Origin of the sequence: Paraburkholderia sp. OAS925, from assembly GCF_040543975.1 — a bacterium.
In the GTDB taxonomy this organism is placed as follows: domain Bacteria; phylum Pseudomonadota; class Gammaproteobacteria; order Burkholderiales; family Burkholderiaceae; genus Paraburkholderia; species Paraburkholderia graminis.
Genome location: NZ_JBEUNO010000002.1, coordinates 899,649 through 919,131, shown reverse-complemented (window position 1 = coordinate 919,131; position 19,483 = coordinate 899,649). Strand labels below are relative to the sequence as shown.

Annotated in this window: 14 protein-coding genes; 1 reads left to right on the top strand and 13 read right to left on the bottom strand. The window is 63.2% G+C overall.

Going from position 1 to position 19,483, the window contains the following annotated elements; translation table 11 throughout:
• Positions 1–7 precede the first annotated feature (7 nt).
• The 3 genes from ABIE53_RS22955 to ABIE53_RS22945 all read right to left on the bottom strand — a co-directional run bounded on the left by ABIE53_RS22955 (position 8) and on the right by ABIE53_RS22945 (position 6,514).
• On the bottom strand, positions 8–1,615 hold the full coding sequence (locus ABIE53_RS22955; protein ID WP_502922746.1) for a ShlB/FhaC/HecB family hemolysin secretion/activation protein: 1,608 nt from the start codon (positions 1,613–1,615) through the stop codon (positions 8–10).
• A 336-nt stretch (positions 1,616–1,951) separates the two neighbouring features.
• On the bottom strand, positions 1,952–3,862 hold the full coding sequence (locus tag ABIE53_RS22950) for a two-partner secretion domain-containing protein (protein ID WP_192699499.1): 1,911 nt from the start codon (positions 3,860–3,862) through the stop codon (positions 1,952–1,954).
• A gap of 273 nt (positions 3,863–4,135) precedes the next feature.
• Positions 4,136–6,514 (bottom strand): bifunctional acetate--CoA ligase family protein/GNAT family N-acetyltransferase, encoded by a 2,379-nt coding sequence (locus tag ABIE53_RS22945; protein ID WP_192699500.1) that lies wholly within the window; start codon positions 6,512–6,514, stop codon positions 4,136–4,138.
• 266 nt (positions 6,515–6,780) lie between these two features.
• Here ABIE53_RS22945 and ABIE53_RS22940 point away from each other — a divergent pair, with 266 nt between their 5' ends.
• Positions 6,781–7,650, top strand: coding sequence for a LysR substrate-binding domain-containing protein (locus tag ABIE53_RS22940; protein ID WP_029967355.1), 870 nt, complete (start codon positions 6,781–6,783; stop codon positions 7,648–7,650).
• Positions 7,651–7,797: 147 nt separating this feature from the next.
• On the opposite strand, the gene ABIE53_RS22935 is transcribed toward ABIE53_RS22940, so the two are convergent.
• From ABIE53_RS22935 to ABIE53_RS22890, 10 genes are all read right to left on the bottom strand, one after another.
• Positions 7,798–9,399, bottom strand: a complete 1,602-nt coding sequence (locus ABIE53_RS22935; protein ID WP_192699501.1) for a peptide chain release factor 3 — start codon at positions 9,397–9,399, stop codon at positions 7,798–7,800.
• A gap of 558 nt (positions 9,400–9,957) precedes the next feature.
• The gene (locus tag ABIE53_RS22930) at positions 9,958–11,340 is read right to left on the bottom strand and encodes an MFS transporter (protein ID WP_192699502.1); all 1,383 of its coding nucleotides are present in this window, start codon (positions 11,338–11,340) and stop codon (positions 9,958–9,960) included.
• Between the two features lie 65 nt (positions 11,341–11,405).
• Positions 11,406–12,845: an NAD-dependent succinate-semialdehyde dehydrogenase gene (locus ABIE53_RS22925; protein WP_192699503.1), complete on the bottom strand. Its 1,440-nt coding sequence runs from the start codon at positions 12,843–12,845 to the stop codon at positions 11,406–11,408.
• Positions 12,842–13,879 carry an aldo/keto reductase gene (locus tag ABIE53_RS22920; protein ID WP_006047507.1) on the bottom strand — a complete coding sequence of 346 codons (1,038 nt, stop codon included), beginning with the start codon at positions 13,877–13,879 and terminating at the stop codon, positions 12,842–12,844. Before ABIE53_RS22920 ends, ABIE53_RS22925 begins: the two co-directional genes overlap by 4 nt.
• A 62-nt stretch (positions 13,880–13,941) precedes the next feature.
• On the bottom strand, positions 13,942–14,466 hold the full coding sequence (gene fae / locus ABIE53_RS22915) for a formaldehyde-activating enzyme (RefSeq protein ID WP_006047506.1): 525 nt from the start codon (positions 14,464–14,466) through the stop codon (positions 13,942–13,944).
• 598 nt (positions 14,467–15,064) lie between these two features.
• Positions 15,065–15,355, bottom strand: a complete 291-nt coding sequence (locus ABIE53_RS22910) for an H-NS histone family protein (protein WP_006047505.1) — start codon at positions 15,353–15,355, stop codon at positions 15,065–15,067.
• Between the two features lie 126 nt (positions 15,356–15,481).
• Positions 15,482–16,681 (bottom strand): serine hydrolase domain-containing protein, encoded by a 1,200-nt coding sequence (locus ABIE53_RS22905; RefSeq protein ID WP_192699504.1) that lies wholly within the window; start codon positions 16,679–16,681, stop codon positions 15,482–15,484.
• A 78-nt stretch (positions 16,682–16,759) separates the two neighbouring features.
• A complete protein-coding gene (locus tag ABIE53_RS22900; protein WP_006047503.1) occupies positions 16,760–16,963 on the bottom strand; it encodes a hypothetical protein in 204 nt (67 codons plus the stop codon).
• A 531-nt stretch (positions 16,964–17,494) separates the two neighbouring features.
• Positions 17,495–17,758 (bottom strand): hypothetical protein, encoded by a 264-nt coding sequence (locus ABIE53_RS22895; protein WP_006047502.1) that lies wholly within the window; start codon positions 17,756–17,758, stop codon positions 17,495–17,497.
• Positions 17,759–17,846: 88 nt separating this feature from the next.
• Positions 17,847–19,322, bottom strand: coding sequence for a sigma-54 interaction domain-containing protein (locus ABIE53_RS22890; RefSeq protein ID WP_006047501.1), 1,476 nt, complete (start codon positions 19,320–19,322; stop codon positions 17,847–17,849).
• Positions 19,323–19,483 lie beyond the last annotated feature (161 nt).

The following is a 19,483-nucleotide window of genomic DNA, read 5'->3' as shown; positions in this document are numbered from 1 at the left end:
GCCTTTCCTAGAAGGTCGCGGACACAGTGACCCAGGTCTGCTGTCGCGCAGTCTGAGCGAGCGGCCGGCCCGCACGCATCGCATAACTTAGCTGCGCGGCGACGCCCTTGCCGCCGTAGCTGGCGCCAATGCCGTAACCCTGCAGCCGCGCATAAGCGGCGGGCATTGGGCCGTCGGCGCGCGTTCGACCTCGCGCGTCGTCATAAAACACCTGCACAGATGCGCCTGGCAGCATACTTAGGGACTTGCTGGCGGCAATCGACAAGATCAGCCCGTCGTCGACCGAGGCCGCATTCTGGTCATAAGCGCGCACGGCAAGCGGACCGCCAAGCCCCATTCTTTCCTGACTGTCGAGACTGCCGCTGGCGTATTGGCCGCGCACTTGTATCGTCGCGCGGATGGTCGGTGTAATGGCCTGGACGTAAGCGAAAGATGGCTCGGCTTTGTAGAAGTCGAATCGCCGGCCGTTCAGCGCCGGCGCGCTACCTGAGTAGTCCGCCTCTCTCAGCTTTGACGTACCTCGGCTAAGCACTGCGCTGTATTGGATAACGTTTCGGCGCTCGCCGATTTCGCCCGCCGCGACACCTTCCGCGCGCACCGACGCAACGGCACTGCGCTGCTCCGTGCGGAGTATGTCGCCGAACCGCTCATCGCTCGAACGTTTGAAGTCTAGACCGGCGCCTACATCGAGACTGGCCGCGTCTGAACGGATCAACGGACTGCTGCCATAAATGCTGACGACGTTCGCCGCTCCCGTTCCCAGACCTGCGAAGATTCCACCGAGCCGGTAATCCACATGCGAGTATGCGACGCTGGCGCGGCTCGCTCCGAGACCCGTCAGCATGTCGTAGGAAATGCGGCCGAGGCGAGTTCGCCCGTCTTGTCCGCCGCGCGTCTGCATGAAGCGCGGCGTGGCATAGACCGTCGCCTGCAACTGATCGCCTAGTCCTAACGGATTGTTGATGCCGCCGGTCAGCCCAACGCGGCGCCAGCCCGCTTGTCTCGAGCCGGCGTTGTCCATGACTGCCGCGCCGTAGAAGCGTTTTCCCGGCACCACGTCCACCGTGACGATGGTGCCACCCGGCTCCGTTCCCGCCGACAACGTCGACGCAGTCGAGTCAATGCCGGGGATACCTTCAACAAGACGCGTGTTGCGCTCAATGTCGCGCAAGGAAGGTGCTCCGTCATGGGTCGACTCAATGATTTCGCGCAGGTGGTCGGTGGCGACATCGGAGTGGTTTTCAACATTGACGGATTCAACGTGTCCGCGCGCGATCTCGAAGTGCACGATACCGTCGGTCATTGTCTGCGGAGGGAGGATGACGCGTACGAGAGAATCGCCGCCGTGGTATAGCACGGTGGTAAGCGCATCGCGCAGCAACCGCAACTGTGACAGCGTGACGTTACGCCCGCGCCACGGCGCGAGGAATTCATCGACGCGCTGTTGCTCCTCGTCAGACAGCGCACCGCCAAAGTCGAAACCGTACACGGGGAAAGTGAACTCGCCGCTGTCGGGTTTTGCTTCGTGCGAATTCGACGGCTCGCCAGGCATCGCTGGAACCATTCCGGGCTCAACTCCGACGCCTTGCTTAAGTTCAGGATTCTGCCGAAGCAAAGAACCGGCGTTCGTTGGCTCGTATGCATGAGCGGTAGCATGCCAGGCAGTCAAACCAAATAGCGGTAACCATGCGCCGCCAAGACTCTGGCGCAAATATCTGAATCGAACAGCGGCTTTCGGCATGAAGGATAGGCAAGCGCGTCGGCGACAGCTCATACGAGCGGCCGCGACGTCAGGAGGGGAAACGGGAAAATGGTGAAGCGACGCGGCAGCACGGAAAAAGACGAACAGAGGTGGTACACACCTCTGCGTCTCATGCTTGCGCGCTATTTCGCTTCATGAATAAAAGCCGCTGGCGCAACGAGCGTCACCTCGTCGCGCCAGCCGTAGTGCCTAGAGGTTCGCGGACTTCGGCAAGATGCGGATATTGCCGTCCTTGTTCGTTGTGTTGGCCGGCAGGTTGATTTCTTGCGCCGTCAGCTTTCCACCAAGGTGGGCAAAATTCGCGTCGACGGTGATCCGGTTTCCGGCCTGCACGGTACCCGTTTCAACATTGCGGCCACTCAGCGTAACGTTGTTGCCTGCCTTGGTACGCGAGAACCGACTCTGTGACAGGGAAGCGTCCGCGTGCAGCGCAACGTCGCCATTGCCGCTAACCACGTTACCCGTTTGCGAGAGCTGGCCGCCGGCCATTACCGCTATGCACGCCATGTCTGCGGGGCACGGCGGGTTGTACATTCTGGAATTGACCGAAATATTGCCGTCCGCCTTCACGTTCCCAGTGAGCGTAACGTCGCCGCCGTCGATGTTAATGGTCTTGGCCTGGACATTCGCCACGCGCAATGAACCGTTCGGGCGCCGCGGCCAGACCGGTAAGCGCGATTCGGACTTCAGGGTAACGCCGGTTCCAGCAGACGTGTTGACGCCGTCGGCCTGGACGAGATTCGCGCCGGAAATCATGTTAACCGAGCCCGTGGTCGCCATCACATTGGCGCGTTGATGCATATCGCCCGTGTAGGTTTGAGCGTACACACTGTCGAGAGCGCGAATCGGCGCATTCACGTTGACATCAGCCCCGTCCAGATACACGGACCTCGCGTTGATGCGGCCATTCGTCGTAACGACGCCGCTGGCGTCAGGCACAGTCATGTTGTCGCCGTAGTAGGCTGCGGACCCGATGTTGACATCGCCACCAGCGTTGATCAGACCGTTCATATCCACGCGACCGCCGTCAGAGTGAACCTGTACGGAGCCGCCGGTCTTCAAGGTTGCCCCGGCGCCGACGGTCACTTCACGGCTTGATGGTGCGGGAGATACTGCCCGGGGAGCGGCGGACGAATCGAACATCTGATAGAAAGCTGGCGCCACATTTCCCCTGACGGCCGAGGACGTGATCGAGATACCGCTGTCAGCCGTCATTTGACCGTTCGCGCTGATCTTGCCACCGTCGCGCGAGGCAAGCTGGACAGTGCCGCCTTGACCCGCCGACGCACTGGTTGCCTCGATCTGGCCGTTGTTCTGAATCACAGTGCCGAGCACCGCGCCAGTGGCCGCAGCGGACAGCGTGGCGTTGCCGCCCTTGGCGACGATCACACCGTAATTGGCGGCCAATGCCTGCTCCGCTTGCCGACCCACCTGGACTGAAAAGCCCGAGTCGTTGATGGCCATCGCCACGCCATTGGCAGCGCCGAGCGCGACGTCTTTAGCGCGAATCGACCCGTTGTTAACAACCTGAGGCCCGAGCAACGCCACGGATTCCTGCGCGGTCAGTTGACCGTTGTTCGTTACCTTGCCTTCTCCGCCGCTGGCAGAAAAATTCAGGTAGCGCTTATTCTGGACGAGCTTGCCGCCTTCCATGAACTGCTGGTCGTTCACATCCAGCGTGGACGCCACCAGGCTTCCGACATTGACCTTGGCGCCGTTGCCGAACACGACGCCCGCCGGATTCACCACGAACACCCTGCCGTTCGCCTTCAGCACACCGTCAATCTGTGTAGGATTTGCCGTGGTCACACGGTTCAGCAGCGCTGAACTCGTGCCCGGCTGATTGACGACCACCGACTGGTCCTGACCGATATTAAAGTTCTTCCAGTTGACGATCATCTTGTCGCTTGACTGCGAAATCGTCGTTTTGTTCGCCTGCGTTTTGATCGTGCCCGCGCCTGCGGCCACCATTCCGCCTTCGACAGCCCATGCTGTGCTGCTGCAGCCCAAGGCCGCAGCCAGCATGGCGGGAAGAACGGCGAAGCGATAATTCGGCTCTGTGACGCGCCCGCTTGTCTCGCGGGTAATTTTCTTAGTCATCTGTCAACCTGTTAAGACAGCTAAATAAAATCGTCATGCGAGCAAGCGTATAGAGCACGCGCGACGACACTCGAAAGGAAGCGTAATTAAGTCGTAATATTCTATTCACGCTTCTGTTGGGATGCTTGACGAAATCTCTGAACGTCCCGCTGGCTTGTCAGCGTGCAGTTGTCTGTTTGGCTGGGTCAATGTGCGTCAAGCATCACTGCGGCGTCAGTAGAAAGTCGGCGAACGGATAACGATCCTTCAATGGCGCACATGCCGCTGACATCGCTAACCCTGCTTATCCACCCCCTCATCCAGCGCCATCCGAAACCCCACCACGCCCGGATCTTCCGTCGGCGTCATCGTGAAGCCGCTCGCCCTCGCGAGCGCGATCATCGCGGTGTTCTCGCGCAGCGCCTCGCCCACCAGCCAATGCGTGCCGCGTGCCCGCGCATACCGGATGATCCGGTCCGTCAGCAAACGCCCGAGCCGTCGCCCCTTCTGATCCGAGCGGATCGCCACCGCGAACTCGGCCGTTTCGTTATCCGGATCGGCAACCGCGCGCACCACGCCGAGCGTGCGCGAAACGCCGGCTTCGTCCCGCACGGTCGCGATCAGCGCCATTTCGCGGTCGTAGTCGATCTGTGTCATGCGCGCGAGCTGCGAATGATCGAAGCTGCCGACCGCGCCGAAGAACCGCAAGCGCAAATCCTCAGGCGTCATTGCTTCGACGAAATCGTGATGCGCGGCCTCGTCTTCCGGGCGAATCGGCCGCACGGTCACACGCAGACCTTCCCAGTCGAGCGTCTCTTCGAAACGGCGCGGATACGGCACGATCGCGAGCCGGCTGCGTTTCGCCGCAATGCTGACGATCGGCTCAAGCACCGCGACGTGGTCGTCGTACACATTGAGCGTCAACGACAATCCGACGATCTCCTTCACATCGCACACCGCGTGCGACAGCGCCGTGAGCGCAGCGAGCGCCGGCTCGGGCGCGACGAGCCGCGCATAAGGCGACCGCGTGACGATGTCGCGCGCGAGAACCGGGTTCAGCGGCGGCAGGCCGTACACGCGCAACGGCTCGGAGACACCATCGGCGGATGGCGCGGTGAAGCGGAACACCGGGCCAAAATTATCGTCATCGTGAAGCGCGACCGCGATGCCGACTATCGGCTTGGCCTCATGCGCGCCGCCCGCTTCGTTTTCGACCCGAAGCCCGAACCGCTCCAATAGGCCCGCCGCGGCTTCGCCGGTTAGTTGGTGCTCACCTGCCGCGAGCGCCGCGCAAACCTGCGCTTGCGCGGCGTCGATTGCGTCGGGGACTTCGGCAGGCAAACCCTCCGGCGTCTGCATCAGCAATTCGCGCCCCATCCGATAATCGACGAGACGTGCGAACGCGCGGGCGAGCCGCTGCGGCGTCGTGTGAACCGGAATGCCTTGCGCGTGCAACGCATCGCGCGTAGCCGCGTCCACGCCGCCAAAGAAACAGGCGAGCAGACCGCGATAGGCGAACCGTTGATTCGCGATCAATGCCTGCGCGACCTCGTCGACCGGCGCGCTATGCGTCGATGCATGCACGACGAAAGCCGTGCCGGTGCCGCGATGTTGCGCCAGCAGCTTTAGCGCCGTGCCGAAATGCTCGGGACGCGCGTCGTCGCCGAGTTGCAGCGGATTGCCGCCCACCACGTTCGGCAACGCTTGCTGCAATGCCTGCGATGCTTCGTCCGGCCACGGCGCGAGCGTATCGCCAGCGGCGGCGAAGGCGTCGCAGGCCAATGTTGCGAGGCCGCGGTCGCTCGTAATCAGCGTCGCCGTCGCGCCCGCGGCGACGCGGCCCACGCCGAGCGTCTCGATTTCGTCGAGCAAATCGTCGAGTGCATCCACGCGGACCATGCCCGCGCGGCGGAAGGCAGCGGTGTACAGCGCGTCCGCCGGATCGGCGCGGCCCGAACGCAGCGCGAGCACCGGCTTGTTGCGCGCCGCGGCGCGAGCCGCCGACATGAACTTGCGCGCCGCCCGCACGCTGTCGAGTTCAAGCAGAATCGCGCGCGTGCCGGGATCGCTCGCCAGATAGTCGAGGACGTCGCCCGCGTCGACGTCGGCCTCGCCGCCCAGCGCGACCGCGTGCGAAAAGCCGAGGCCGCGCGCGTGCGCCCAGCCGAGCACGGCATTGGTCAGCGCATTCGATTGCGACACCCACGCGACGCCGCCCGCCTTCACCGTGCACGACGGCGCGCCGAAATGCGCGCGCAGCGCCGGCGACACGACGCCGAGACTACCCGGCCCGACGATCCGCAACAGATGCGGCCGCGCCGCCGAAAGCGCATGCCGCAACGCGAGCCGGTCGTCATCGCAGCGTGCTTCGCCGACGATAATCGCCGCGCGCGTGCCCAAGCCGCCGAGCTTGTGAATGATCGAAGGCCAGGTCGCGGGCGGCGTGCAGATCAGCGCGACGGTCGGCGCTTGAGGCAAGTCGCCGGCATCGGCGATCACGGCGTGGCCGTTGAGCGTGTGGTACTTCGGATTGACGGGCCACAGCGGGCCGTCGAAGCCGCCTTCCAGGAGCCGCGCCCACACCATCGCGCCGGTGCTGCCCGGCCGCTCGGAAGCGCCGATCACGGCGACGGATTTCGGTCGGAACAACGCGTCGAGATTGCGAACGGTCACAGGCGCTCCGCAGATGAAAGGGCGCGCCGCTCGGGCGTCGACGCGCGCGTCTTCGTCAGGATAGGCGAAGTGGAGCGATCGCGCGGCGCTTCTCGAACGCAAGCCTTGGCCGCCGTCAATCGACGCTTGATTAACGCGACCGCGCGCCGGGATTTTTTTAGCGTGCGCAGGCAAAATACCGCGCTTCAGTGCGACAATCGCAGACGATCCGCGCGCCTTCCCATCGGCCGCACTGCCCCGGATGTCAAAGAATCAGAAGGTGATGTATGCGACGCTTGCCATCGCTCATCGCGTTGCGCTTTTTCGAGGAAACCGCGCGCCACATGAGCTTTAATCGCGCGGCGAGCGCACTGTGCGTGACGCAAGGCGCCGTCAGCCGGCAGATCAAGCTGCTCGAGGAATCGCTCGGCGCGAAGCTGTTCGAGCGCGACCACAAGGGCATCCGCCTGACGCCGGTGGGCGTGCAGTTTCTGCCTTGCCTGTCCGACGCATTCGATACGATCGAGCGCGGCTTCCGTCAGATCACCGCGGCCAAGGGCCGGCGCCGTCTCGTGGTTGCCGTGCCGCCCACGTTCGCGACGCAGTGGTTCTCGCCGCGGCTCGGTTCGCTGGCCGACGAAATGCCCGACGTCGAATTGTCGATCCGCACCGAGCCCACCACGGACTGTCATTGCAACATCCGCTTTGGCCGGCACGCGCTGGCCGATACGCATTCCGAACTGCTGATGACCGAGCGCCATGTGCTCGTGGGTGCGCCGAGGTTGCTCGGCGAGCCGCTCGACAGGCTGCTTGAACACATGCCCGCGCTGCATGTGCTGCACAACGACGCAAGGCTCGACCTATGGCCGAACTGGCTGGCCACGGCGGGGCTGCCCGCGCGTTACGCGGAAAACGGCATTGAATTCTCGACGCTCGAACAGGCGATTCGCGCGGCGCGCAAGGGCGCGGGACTGGCTATCGTCGACAGGAACATGATCGTCGAGGAACTCGCGGACGGCAGTCTTGCGCGCTTCTCGGATGTGGAAGTGGCCGGCCCGTTCGGCTACTGGCTCGACGTCGCGCCACAGCACGCCGCGCTTGAATATGTGCAGGCGTTCGCGGCCTGGCTGCGGGAGGAAGTGTTGAAGATGGGCTGATGGAGCCGTGTCCGGCGGCAGTGCCCATGCAGGCAATGAGCCCGCAATCGAATGGAAAAAGCCGCGTGGGCATGACTGCACCACGCGGCTTTTTGTTGTTGCGTAAGTTTGTTACGTAAGCCGCTGTGAGCTCGCGGCCCGCCTGCGTTACATCGCCTTCTTGAACGGCGCGCCCGAATGCTCGCGCAACTCGTTGAACACGATCTTCGGCCACGCCTTTTGCGCGACTTCGATTTCCGAGACATGCGAAGCGAGATACGTCGGTGCGTCGGATGCGTCGAGCGCGATCCGCGCCGCGTATGAATCTGTGAAGCGGCGCAGCTCGGCCGGATCGTCGCAAGTGACCCAGCGCGACATGCGGTAGCGCGCGGGCGCCATGCGCACATCGACCTTGTACTCAGTCGACAGCCGATGCGACACCACTTCGAACTGCAGTTGCCCGACTGCGCCCAGGATCATCAAGCCGCCCACTTCCGGACGGAACACCTGAATCGCGCCTTCCTCGCCGAGTTGCTTCAACGCTTCGCCAAGCTGCTTGGCGCGCATCGGATCGACCACTTCGACGGTCTGAAAAATTTCCGGTGCAAAGAACGGCAGCCCGACGAATTGCAGAGCCTCGCCTTCGGTCAACGTATCGCCGAGACTCAGCGTGCCGTGATTCGGAATACCGATGATGTCGCCCGGATACGCCTCGCTCACCGTCTCACGCCGCTGCGACAGAAACGTCACGACGTTATTTGCGCGGAATGTCTTGTTGGAACGCGTCACCTTCACGGCCATGCCGCGCTCGAAACGCCCCGAACACACGCGGATGAACGCCACGCGGTCGCGGTGCGCGAGATCCATGTTCGCCTGCACCTTGAACACGACGCCGGTGAACTTCGGCTCGTCGGGCATCACCGGACGCTGCACGGTCATACGCATCGACGGCGGCGGAGCCAGGTCCACCAGCGCGTCGAGAATTTCCTTCACGCCGAAGTTGTTGATCGCGGAGCCGAACAGCACCGGCGACTGCTGACCGGCAAGAAACTGCTCGCGGTCGAAATCGGGCGTGGCGCCGGTAATCAGATCGATCTCTTCCTTCGCCTTCACCCAGCTTTGGCCGAAGCGGCGTTCGCCTTCCTCGCTGCTCAGCGCCTGCAGCGTTTCGACGTCGCCGCCCGCCTTATCTTGCCCGGCGCGGAACACGCGAACCTGATCGCGCTGAATATCGTAGACGCCCTGGAAATCCTTGCCCATGCCGATCGGCCACGTGAACGGCACCGCCGCCACGCCCAGATGCTGTTCGATTTCGTCGAGCAGGTCGAGCGGCTCGCGCACTTCACGGTCGAGCTTGTTGATGAACGTGACGATCGGCGTCTTGCGGCTGCGGCAGACTTCGAGCAGCTTGAGCGTTTGCGCTTCGACGCCGTTCGCGCCGTCGATCACCATCACCGCGGCATCGACCGCGGTCAGCACGCGGTACGTGTCTTCGGAGAAGTCTTCGTGGCCCGGCGTGTCGAGCAGGTTGATCACCGCGTCGCCGTACTCGAACTGCATCACCGAGCTGGCGACGGAAATGCCGCGCTGCTTTTCGATCTCCATCCAGTCGGATGTCGCGTAGCGATTGCTCTTGCGGCCCTTCACGGTGCCGGCGATCTGAATCGCGCCCGAGAACAGCAGCAGTTTTTCGGTCAGCGTGGTCTTACCCGCGTCCGGGTGGGAAATAACCGCGAAGGTGCGGCGGCGTTTGAGTTCGGAGACTGACATCGGGTCTGGCGGTCACGGATAGGGGTTCGGCGGTCTTCGGAAGCGGCTGGCTTCCGGGCTGCCGCGCGTGGCGCGGCGGCGTCGAGCTGCGGGAGTCGGGTCGGGAACCCGCATCACTATGGCAACCGGGCCGCGTCGGAAAACAGGTCGGGAACGAGCGTTCGACAATACGGATAATCGCCAGCGCAGAACAGCGCAGGGAACGAATGATACACGCCGGGACGCCGGACGTGGGAAAGCCGCCCGCGAGGGGCGGCTGTCTGGGGAGGGGGATTGGGGAGGCGGAGAGTGCGTTAGGTCGTTGCGGTGGTCCGCGGGCGGTCGTGCCTTCGTGCCGTAGTGGTCGCCGTGGCGAGCGGAACTTGGCGCCGGCCGCCGGGCAATTCGCGCGCGGTTCGAGGTTCGAGGTTCGAGGTTCGAGGTTCGAGGTTCGAGGTTCGAGGTTCGAGGTTCGAGGTTCGAGGTTCGAGGTTCGAGGTTCGAGGTTCGAGGTTCGAGGTTCGAGGTTCGCGGTTCGCGGCGCCCGGCTTCCGGCTCCCGGCTCGCCGCGAATACGCCCTACCCGCCGCTCGCCTGGTTCAACGTCAAATGCTTCGTTTCAGGCGCCCACGCGATCGACACAACCATGCCGACGAGCAGCACCGCCGCCAGCACCATCATCGTGACGTGAAACCCGAAGCCGGCAATGCCGAGCGGCAACAGAAACGTACCCACCGCCGAGCCGAGACGGCTGCACGCAATCGCGAGACCGACGCCGCACGCGCGCACTTCGGTCGGAAAGCACTCCGGCGGGAACACGCCGACGAGATTCGAGAACGCCGACATGGTCAGCGTGAAAATGCCGAACGCGACGATCATCGCGAGCGTCGCCGACTCCGGCAGCACGCTCAACGCGATCAGCGAAACGCACGTCACCGCGAACGAGCCGATCAGGAAAACACGCCGCGACAGCTTGATGGTCAGCCAGATCCCAATCAGTGCGCCAAGCACGAGAAAGCCGTTCAGCAGCAGATCCGCGCCGGAATCGTTGTTCAGGTGAATCGCTTTCAGGATGGTCGGCAGGAACGTGTAAATCGCGAAGTACGGAATGACGAGACACACGAAAAACGCGCAGTTGAAAATCGTCCGGCGAATCAGGTCTTTTTCGAAGAGACGCATGAACCCGCTGGCCGTTTGCGCGTGTTCGTCGTGCACGCCGTCGAGCGTCACGTTTTCGCCGAAGTGCTTCAGCACGACCGACTTCGCCTCCGCAACGCGGCCCTTGCCGAGCAGCCAGCGCGGCGACTCCGGCGTGCCCATGCGCGCGATCAGCACGATCACCGCGGGAATTCCCGCCGAGGCGAGCAGCCAGCGCCACGCATCGGGCGACGCATCGGCGTAATGCATGCCCAGCACGTTTGCGACCACATAGCCGACGGTCCATATCACGCTGAACGATCCAAGCAATGTTCCGCGATGCTTGCGCGGCGAGAATTCCGCGAGAATCGCATGTCCGACGGCGAAGTCGCCGCCCATGCCGAAGCCGATCAGCACGCGCAGCAAGCACAGTTCGAAAGGCGAGTGCACGTAGAACTGCGCAAAAGCTGCCACGGTGATGATGACAAAGCTCATCAGGAAAATCTTCTGCCGGCCAAGCCGGTCCGACAACCAGCCGAACACGAGGCTGCCGAGAAAAATGCCCATCAGCGCGGAGCTGCCGATCATGCCCATCCAGAAGGCGTCGATCGGCATCTGACGATTCATCGCGGCGAGCGCGTAGCCGATGGTGCCGAGCGCGAATCCCTCGGTGAAGTGCGCGCCGAACGTGAGGCCCGCAATCTTGATGTGAAACGCATTCAGCGGCACGTCGTCGATGGAAACGGCGCGCGTCGCGGACGACGCCGCAGCGGGGAACGCAGGCGCGAGGCCGAGCGCACTTGCCTGGATATCCTGATTATTCATCTTGTCTCCTGTGTTTGTTCTGAGCGACGGATGCCGCGTAACGACATCCGCCAACGGTCTAACGATCAGCGCCCCAAGCCGCCCATCATCATGTACTTGAGCTCGGTGTATTCATCGAGTCCGTACTTCGACCCTTCGCGGCCAAGGCCCGATTGCTTCACGCCGCCAAACGGCGCGACTTCGGTGGACAGAATCCCTTCGTTGATGCCGACCATGCCGCTTTCGAGCGCCTCGCCGACACGCCACGCGCGCGCCAGATCGCGCGTGTACAGATAGGCCGAGAGTCCGAACGGCGTTGCGTTGGCAGCGGTAACGGCTTCGTCTTCGGTCTTGAAGCGAAAGCACGCGGCGACCGGCCCGAAGGTTTCTTCTTGCGCGATCAGCATCGAACTGGATGCATCGACGAGAACCGTCGGCTCATAAAAGGTGCCGCCCAGCGCGTGCCGCTTGCCGCCGGTCAACACCTTGGCGCCTTTCTGCAATGCGTCGGCGACGTGCGCTTCGACCTTGCTCAACGCAGCCTGATTGATCAGCGGACCCTGTTCGACGTCGCCTTGCAACGCGTCGCCCACGCGCATCTTGCGCGCGGCCTGTGCGAGCGCCTGCGTGAACGCGTCGTAGATGCCGTCCTGCACATAGAAGCGATTGACGCACACGCAGGTTTGCCCGGTGTTGCGAAACTTTGAAGCCATCGCGCCTTGCACGGCGGCGTCGATGTCGGCATCGTCGAAAACGATGAACGGCGCATTGCCGCCAAGCTCGAGCGAGAGCTTTTTCAACGTATCCGCCGACTGCTTCGCGAGCAATTTGCCCACGCGCGTGGAGCCCGTGAACGACAGCTTGCGCACCACGTCGGATTCGGTGAGCGCGCCGCCGATCGCGACGGCATCGCCGGAAACGATGTTGAACACGCCCGGCGGAATGCCCGCTTTCGCGGCCAGCACGGCCAGTGCAAGCGCGGACAACGGCGTTTCTTCCGATGGCTTGAGCACCATCGTGCAACCGGCCGCGAGCGCGGGACCGGCCTTGCGCGTGATCATCGCGAGCGGGAAATTCCACGGCGTGATGGCCGCGACGACGCCCACGGGTTCACGCGTCACGATGATCTTCGCGTTCGGATTCGGGCTCGGAATCACGTCGCCATAGGCGCGCTTCGCTTCCTCCGCGAACCATTCGAAAAAGCTCGCCGCATAGCCGACTTCGCCGCGCGCTTCGGCAAGCGGCTTGCCTTGTTCGCGCGTCAACAGCTCGGCCAGCGCATCGCGATGCTCGAGCATCAACTCGCCCCAACGCCTGACACGCGCGCCGCGCTCTCTCGCGGTCAACAGGCGCCACGCGGAAAGCGCACGCTCGGCAGCAGCAATGGCTTGCGCCGTCTCCGCCGCGCCGCCCTTCGCGACTTGCGCGATCACTTCGCCTGTCGCGGGATTGCGGACGGGATAGGTCTCCGCGCTTTCATACCACTCGCCGCCGATGTAATGCCCGGTTCGAAGAAGTTCGCTCATGCCGCTTTCTCCAGGTTTTCGACGAACGCGCCTTGCGCAAGCCGCGGCTCGCGCGCAATGCGCTTGCCGGCGGTGTAATCGTTGATCAGATCGCACGGTGTGTAATTGCGTTCGAGTTCGAAGAACTCGTCGTCGGAGAGCGTCGTGCCGAGCGCGGCGAGCGCGCTGTCGAACTGCGCCGGCGTATCCGCGCCGACCAGCATGCTCGCCACGCCTTCGTGGTTGAGCACCCATGCCTGCGCGATCTGCGCAGCGGACACGCCGCGCCGCGCGGCGACGCGCGCGACCGACGCCGCGATTTCGCGCGACACGTTATCGCCGTACATTTGCGCGGTGAAGAAGTCGGTCTGATTGCGCGTCGAGTTGGCGTCGCTCGTCAACAGGCCGCGCGCGAGCGGACTGAACACCGACACGCCGACTCCCTGATCCTGGCAATACGGGATCATCTCGCGCTCTTCTTCGCGATACGCCAGATTCAACTGCAACTGCATGTTGATCGGCTTATGCCAGCCGTTGCGCTCGCAGACCTGCATGATCTTCGCGAACTGCCACGTGTACATGGTCGATACGCCGATATAGCGCGCCTTGCCCGCGCGAACGATATCGTTCAGCGCACTCATGGTTTCCTCGACCGGCGTGTTCACGTCGAAGAAATGCAGCATGTAGATGTCCACGTAGTCCATGCCGAGGCGCGCGAGCGAGCCGTCGATGCCGTCCATGATGTGCTTGCGCGAATGGCCGCCGGCGTTCTGATAGACGCCCATGTCGTAGCCGACCTTCGTCGTCACGACGATTTCCTCGCGGCGCGCGAGGCGCTTCAGAATGCGGCCCACGACTTCTTCGCCGACGCCCGTCGAATAGAAATCGGCGAGGTCGATGAAATTGACGCCGGCTTCGAGCGCGTGTCGAACGATGGGCTCGCTGCGCGCTTCGTCGAAAATCCAGGGCTTCCAGTGCGGCGTGCCCATGTTCATCGTGCCGAGGCACAAGCGCGAAACCTTCAGGCCGGATTGGCCGAGGCGAATGTATTCCATGAAACCTGTCTCCTTGTAGTTCGGATGCGGCGCGTGCAGTCGACGCCGCGCTCAGCGTGTGGTCAGCGTTGTTTCGGCGTGTAGAAGGGATTCGAGACGTCGCGCGCGGCCGCGAACACTTCGTCGCGATGCGGCAGCCCTTTCATCGCCGCGACAATGGCGTTCCTGCACGCGCGGTAGTTGTTTTCGAAGACGGCGTCGAGGTCGTCGGTGGCCGGATTGACCCAGTTCGCCGACACGACCACCCAGTCGTTCTCCGCTTCAGCCGGGAGCGTGCCGTTCTCGAGCGACTCGGCCACTGCCTTCGCGATGCCCGCCTGCGACGCGCCCCACGTCGCGTTGCCGTGAAACTCGCTGCCGATCTGCGCCTTGTTCACGTAGAGCGTCAACGGCTTGGTCGGCACGCCCGGACGCGCGATGACGACGAATGGCGCGTGACCCGCCGAAGGCGTCGCCAGCGCCGTCGCGAAGGCTTGCCCCGCAGGACCGTTGCGTGGGCCGACCAGCACGTTGATATGCGCGAGGTTCACGCCCGGCCCTTCGAATCCTTCGCCGATAAAGAGTTGTTTGTCCGCCGATACGCTCATGGTCTTTCCGTCGAGTTAAGTGGATGACCGATTGTGGCGTTCGGCGTCCGCGACCATGTATCGATGAGTTTTGATCCGGGGTATGAGGCGAACTCAACTCCGGGTTTGTCCCGACGAGTGCGGACGAACGTTACGACGCATCGCGTTGCCGGTGACGACGCGCGCAAAGGTGAGGGTTTTCGGGACTAGCAGCGACGAGGCGTGGAGGACAGCGAAAGGTGAGCATCCGCGAACTGCATATTGCACCGACAATACCGCGCGAGGCGCCCGCCGACGCCTATCCGCGAAAGACCGATGGACGCAACCGGAGCTTCGCCGGATTCTTCGCACAGCCTGGGAATGCCCGCCAGCAAAGGCTGGCGCGGGTTTTCGGCGCGTCGGTGAGACCCGATGCTTGCGCCGGGCTCACCTCGCGGCCGGTGCGCGCCGCAGAGAAACCAGGCTCACCGAAGCAATGCCGCCAGGTGCAAGCCGCCGGTTTCTATTCACCAGTCGAATCGGGAATTGAAGCAAAGGTGAGCGTTTTCGGGACTTGTGCAGCGGTGCGAAAAAAGCCGCGGGCATCGTCACCTGAGAGTGATGGGTCACGCAATGCGCGCTACGCGTCGATCAGATAGCGATCGCGATTCTTGCCCGCAAGCCAACCCGGCGAACGGCCACGCCCGCTCCACGTCTCGCCGGTTTTCGGGTTGCGATACTTGGCGACCGCAGCGCCTTTGCTCGCCGCCGTACGAGTTTTCGCGAAGCCGAGTTCCTCGGCCGTCAGGTCGTACTCGGCAATCTTCTGCTTGATGTCGGCGATAGCTTGCGCGATCTCCTTTTCGCGAGCCGCCGCGACTTCCTTGTGAAGCTTTTCGAGCTGAGCGGTCAACTGCTTGTAAGAGGCCATGACGAAATGCTCCCATTGATTGTGGCGGACCGACATGCGGACGCTATCAGACCAAAAAACGCTGGAAAGAGAAAGCCCGTCATCGTGCGGCGCTTGAACGAGCGGCGGACCATTGGCGAGGCGCGCTCAATCGTCAATTGCATCGTACACGCGACGTTCGAAGTCGACTGCCATGGGAAACGGATCGATTGAACGGCGCTGAATCAGCATGACGCCGATAAGATCTTCCACCGGATCGGCGAACCAGCTCGTGCCAAAAGCGCCGGGCCAACCGAAAGAGCCGATCGAACGATAGCCTTGCGGCAACTGCTGCGCGGGATCGTCGACGATCGACAAGCCGAGGCCAAAGCCCTGACCCGCCCACATCGCATGACCAAACGCCGGCAGGCGGCGCTGCTCGCGCGTCAGAAAGTTCGAACGCATCAGATCGACCGAGCGATGCGAGAGCAAGCGCGTGTCGCCGACACGTCCGCGCCGCAAAAGCAACTGCGCGAATTGCAGATAGTCCTGCGCGGTCGAAACGAGCCCGCCGCCGCCGCTTTGAAAACGCGCCGGATTCGCCCAACGGCTCGCCGACGCGTGATCCTCGACCACGCGCCGCCGCGTGCCGGCATCGACGCCATAGGCGGTGGCGAGCCGTGCGAGTTGCGGCTCGGGCACCCAGAAAGCGGTGTCGCGCATGCCGAGCGGCTCGAAAATCCGCGTGCGGAAAAACTCGCCCAGCGGCATGCCGGTCACTCGTGTGATCAATGCGCCGAGCACGTCGGTGGCGACGCCGTAATGCCAGCGCGAGCCGGGCTGAAACATCAATGGCAATCCGGCGATGCGCGCGAGCCACGCGTTCACATCGGCGCGCGCGTCGAGACCGTTGAAGGCGGCCGCATAGGCTTCGGCTAGCGGCCCGGTCGCCGTGAAGTGATAAGCGAAGCCCGCGCGATGAGTCAGCAAGTCGAGCACGGTCAGCGGCGCGCGCGCCGGGTCGGTTTGATCGAGCGGGCCGCCGGGGTCGCGCAGCACGCGCGGCGCGGCGAATTCAGGCAGCCACTGCGCGATCGGCGCGTCGAGCGTGAGCCGGTCTTCTTCCACCAGCATGAGGATGGCGGCGCTCGTCACCGGCTTGGTCATCGACGCGATGCGAAACAGCGTATCGCGCTCCATCGGCAATGACGGGGCTTCGTCGCGCAGACCGAGCGCCTCGAAGTAAGCGGTTGCGCCGCGCCGCCAGACGAGCGCGACGACGCCGGCCACATCGCCTCGTTCGACGTAGCCCAGCAACGTACCCGTCAGCACCGCGAGCCGAGGCGATGAAAATCCCACTGCTTGCATATCGATGTTGTCCGGCCTGGCTTCGTCGATGGATCGTAATGAGGCGAAAAACCGCTGCCGACAGCAGAGGCTATCGCCTCAGGCTTTTTGGCGCTCCTCGAGTGCGGCGAGCGCGGCATTCAGCCGTTTGATGCGATTGACTTGCGTCGGCACGCGAACCGCGCCGGAAACCGAATCGATGCGATTGCGCCAATAAGACAGCGGTATTCGGTCTTCAGCGGAAATGTGTGAAATGACGTGTTCTAGATGTCGGATGTCTTTTTCGAGTTGATGGTGATTCATTCGTTTCCCCGGAATGCTCGTTGACTTAATTCGAAACGCAACGTTAAGCACAGATTGTGCCGCTCTCAAAGCCTGTTTTTCTTGGTCGGCAAGTTCTTCCCGCCTTTTGCCGATTGGCCTCCCTATCCGGCAAAAGCTGCTCATCGCATGCGTTAGCGAACCTGTGAAAATAGAATACTGCCGCTTAATTCAGGGTTCCGTTACCTTCCGCACCGACTTCACTCCAGTGCGAAAAAATACAGTGACTTTTTATTGCTGTCGATCCGTTCGGAATAAATCTTGTCAAATCGAAATTCATTATGCGGCGCGCATAGTGGAACTTCCTTCGTCTGACCGCATTAGAAGCATATATTTATGACGCGGATGCACGTATCGAGAAACGCGCACGTGGAGTAATGAGGAGAGCGCAGACAACGGCGCGCGGATTAAGCCGCTTTTTAAAGGAAGGCGAGCGCAGCCCGTCGACGGGTTGCGAATCGCAGAATACAGTGAAAGTCCGGCCGCGCGCCGCATGACGCGGCGCGCATCGCGTTACTTCGCGCGGCAGGCGTAGATCAGGCTAAGCGTGCCGTTACTCGTGGATTGGCGCACGGTGTCGAACGCGCCGCCGCTGCAGCTTGCGGCCGCCTGCTGCGCGCAGGAGTCGGAACCCGCGGGGCATTCGACCAGCGTCGTCGGGCGGCCGTCCGACAGAAACAGCGGCGCGCTGCTGCCGCAGCCGCCCAGCGCGGCGCCGGCTGACACCGCCAGCATCAGGCCGAGATAGCGCGCAAGGAAAGAGAAGCTCCGGTTCATATGAAACCCCGATCACGTCTTGTTTTTCGATCACGCGATTGTGCCACGCGGCCATGACGCTGCGTGACAGGATGCAGGCCCGCTCCGCTCAAACCTGGATGCCGTGTGCCGCGATCTTCTTGTACAGCGTCGCGCGCCCCATGCCGATTTGCGCAGCGGTCTCGATCACGCGCCCGCCGTTCGCACGCAACGCATCGCTCAGGAAGCGCTTTTCGAACGCCGCCATCGCGTCGCTCCATGACGATGGCTCGCGCGCCGCATCCGCGCCGCTCGCAGCCGTCTGTGATGAGCCGTCCGGCGTCTGCGCCGTCGCGCCTTGCGCGCCGCTTTGTCCCGAACCGATGAACGGCGCAAGCGCGCGCGCGTCGATCCGTTCGCTGTCCGACAGCATCACGGCCCGCTCAAGCGTATTGCGCAACTCGCGCACGTTGCCTGGCCACGCATACGAGCACAAGAGGCGCAACGCGTCGTCCTGCAATTCGTAGTGACTGCCGCCGCGTGCCTGCGTCGACAGGTCCTCGAGCATTGCGTACGCGAGCGCTTCGATGTCCGACGTGCGCTCGCGCAGCGGCGGAGCATGAATCGTCAGCACGTTCAGCCGATAGAACAGATCGGCACGGAAACGGCCCGCCGCGACCAGCGCCGGCAAATCCGCGGACGTGGCCGCGATGATCCGCACGTCGGCGCGCACGATCCGGTTGGAGCCGAGCGGCTCGAACTCCTTGTCCTGCAGCACGCGCAGCAGTTTGCCCTGCAAAGGCAGCGGCATGTCGCCGATCTCATCGAGAAAAAGCGTGCCGCCGTTCGCCAGTTCGAACTTGCCGACCCGTCCCTTGCGATCCGCGCCCGTGTAGGCGCCAGGCGCCGCGCCGAAGAATTCGACTTCGAGCAGGGTGTCCGGAATCGCGGCCACGTTGACGGTCACGAGCGGCTGATTCGCGCGAGCCGAGCCGCCGTGGATCGCATGCGCGAGCAATTCCTTGCCGGTGCCGGTCTCACCCAGTAAAAGCACCGGCGATTCGAGCTGCGCCGCGCGGCGCGCCTGGCGCTTCACTTCCAGACTGGCCGCGCTGGTGCCGACAAAACTGCCGAATGTGTACTTGGCTCGGCGGGCCTGCGCGAGCGACTGACGCGTCGCGATCAATTCTTCCTGCACGCGCGAATAGTGGGAAAAAAGCGGCGTGAGCGCCTTCAACTCGTCGAACAGCGCGAAGCCGACGGCGCCGACCGTCGCACCGGCGTCGTCCTTCAGCGGAAGACGCGTGACGACGAGCGGCTCGCGGTCCGTTTCGAGAATGTCGAGCAGAATCGGCTTGCCGGTTTTGACGACCTCGCGCATGAGGCTGTTTGGAATCACCGCTTCGCAATCGCGGCCAATCGCCTGCTCGGGGTCGGCAAAGCCGAAGCGCGCCGCATAGCGCTTGTTGATCCACACGACGCGCGCATCGGCGTCGACGATAAACGTGCCTTCGCTGAAGTTCTCGAATGTGCGGAAGAGGGAATCCATCGCGCGGCGCAGCACGTCGCCGTAGATGGCGGGAAGTCCCGCCCAGTCGTTCATCATGTTGTCGATGTCTCCGGCTATCGTTCTATTTGTCGCTTGTCTCTTTTCGTGGACAAGCTTATCTCAACGTAGAGATCGCCGGCAACCCCATCGCCATGCGGATTTCGTGTCAATACCGGACACACTTCGCACGATTGACGTCCCCGTTTGGAGACGTTTGG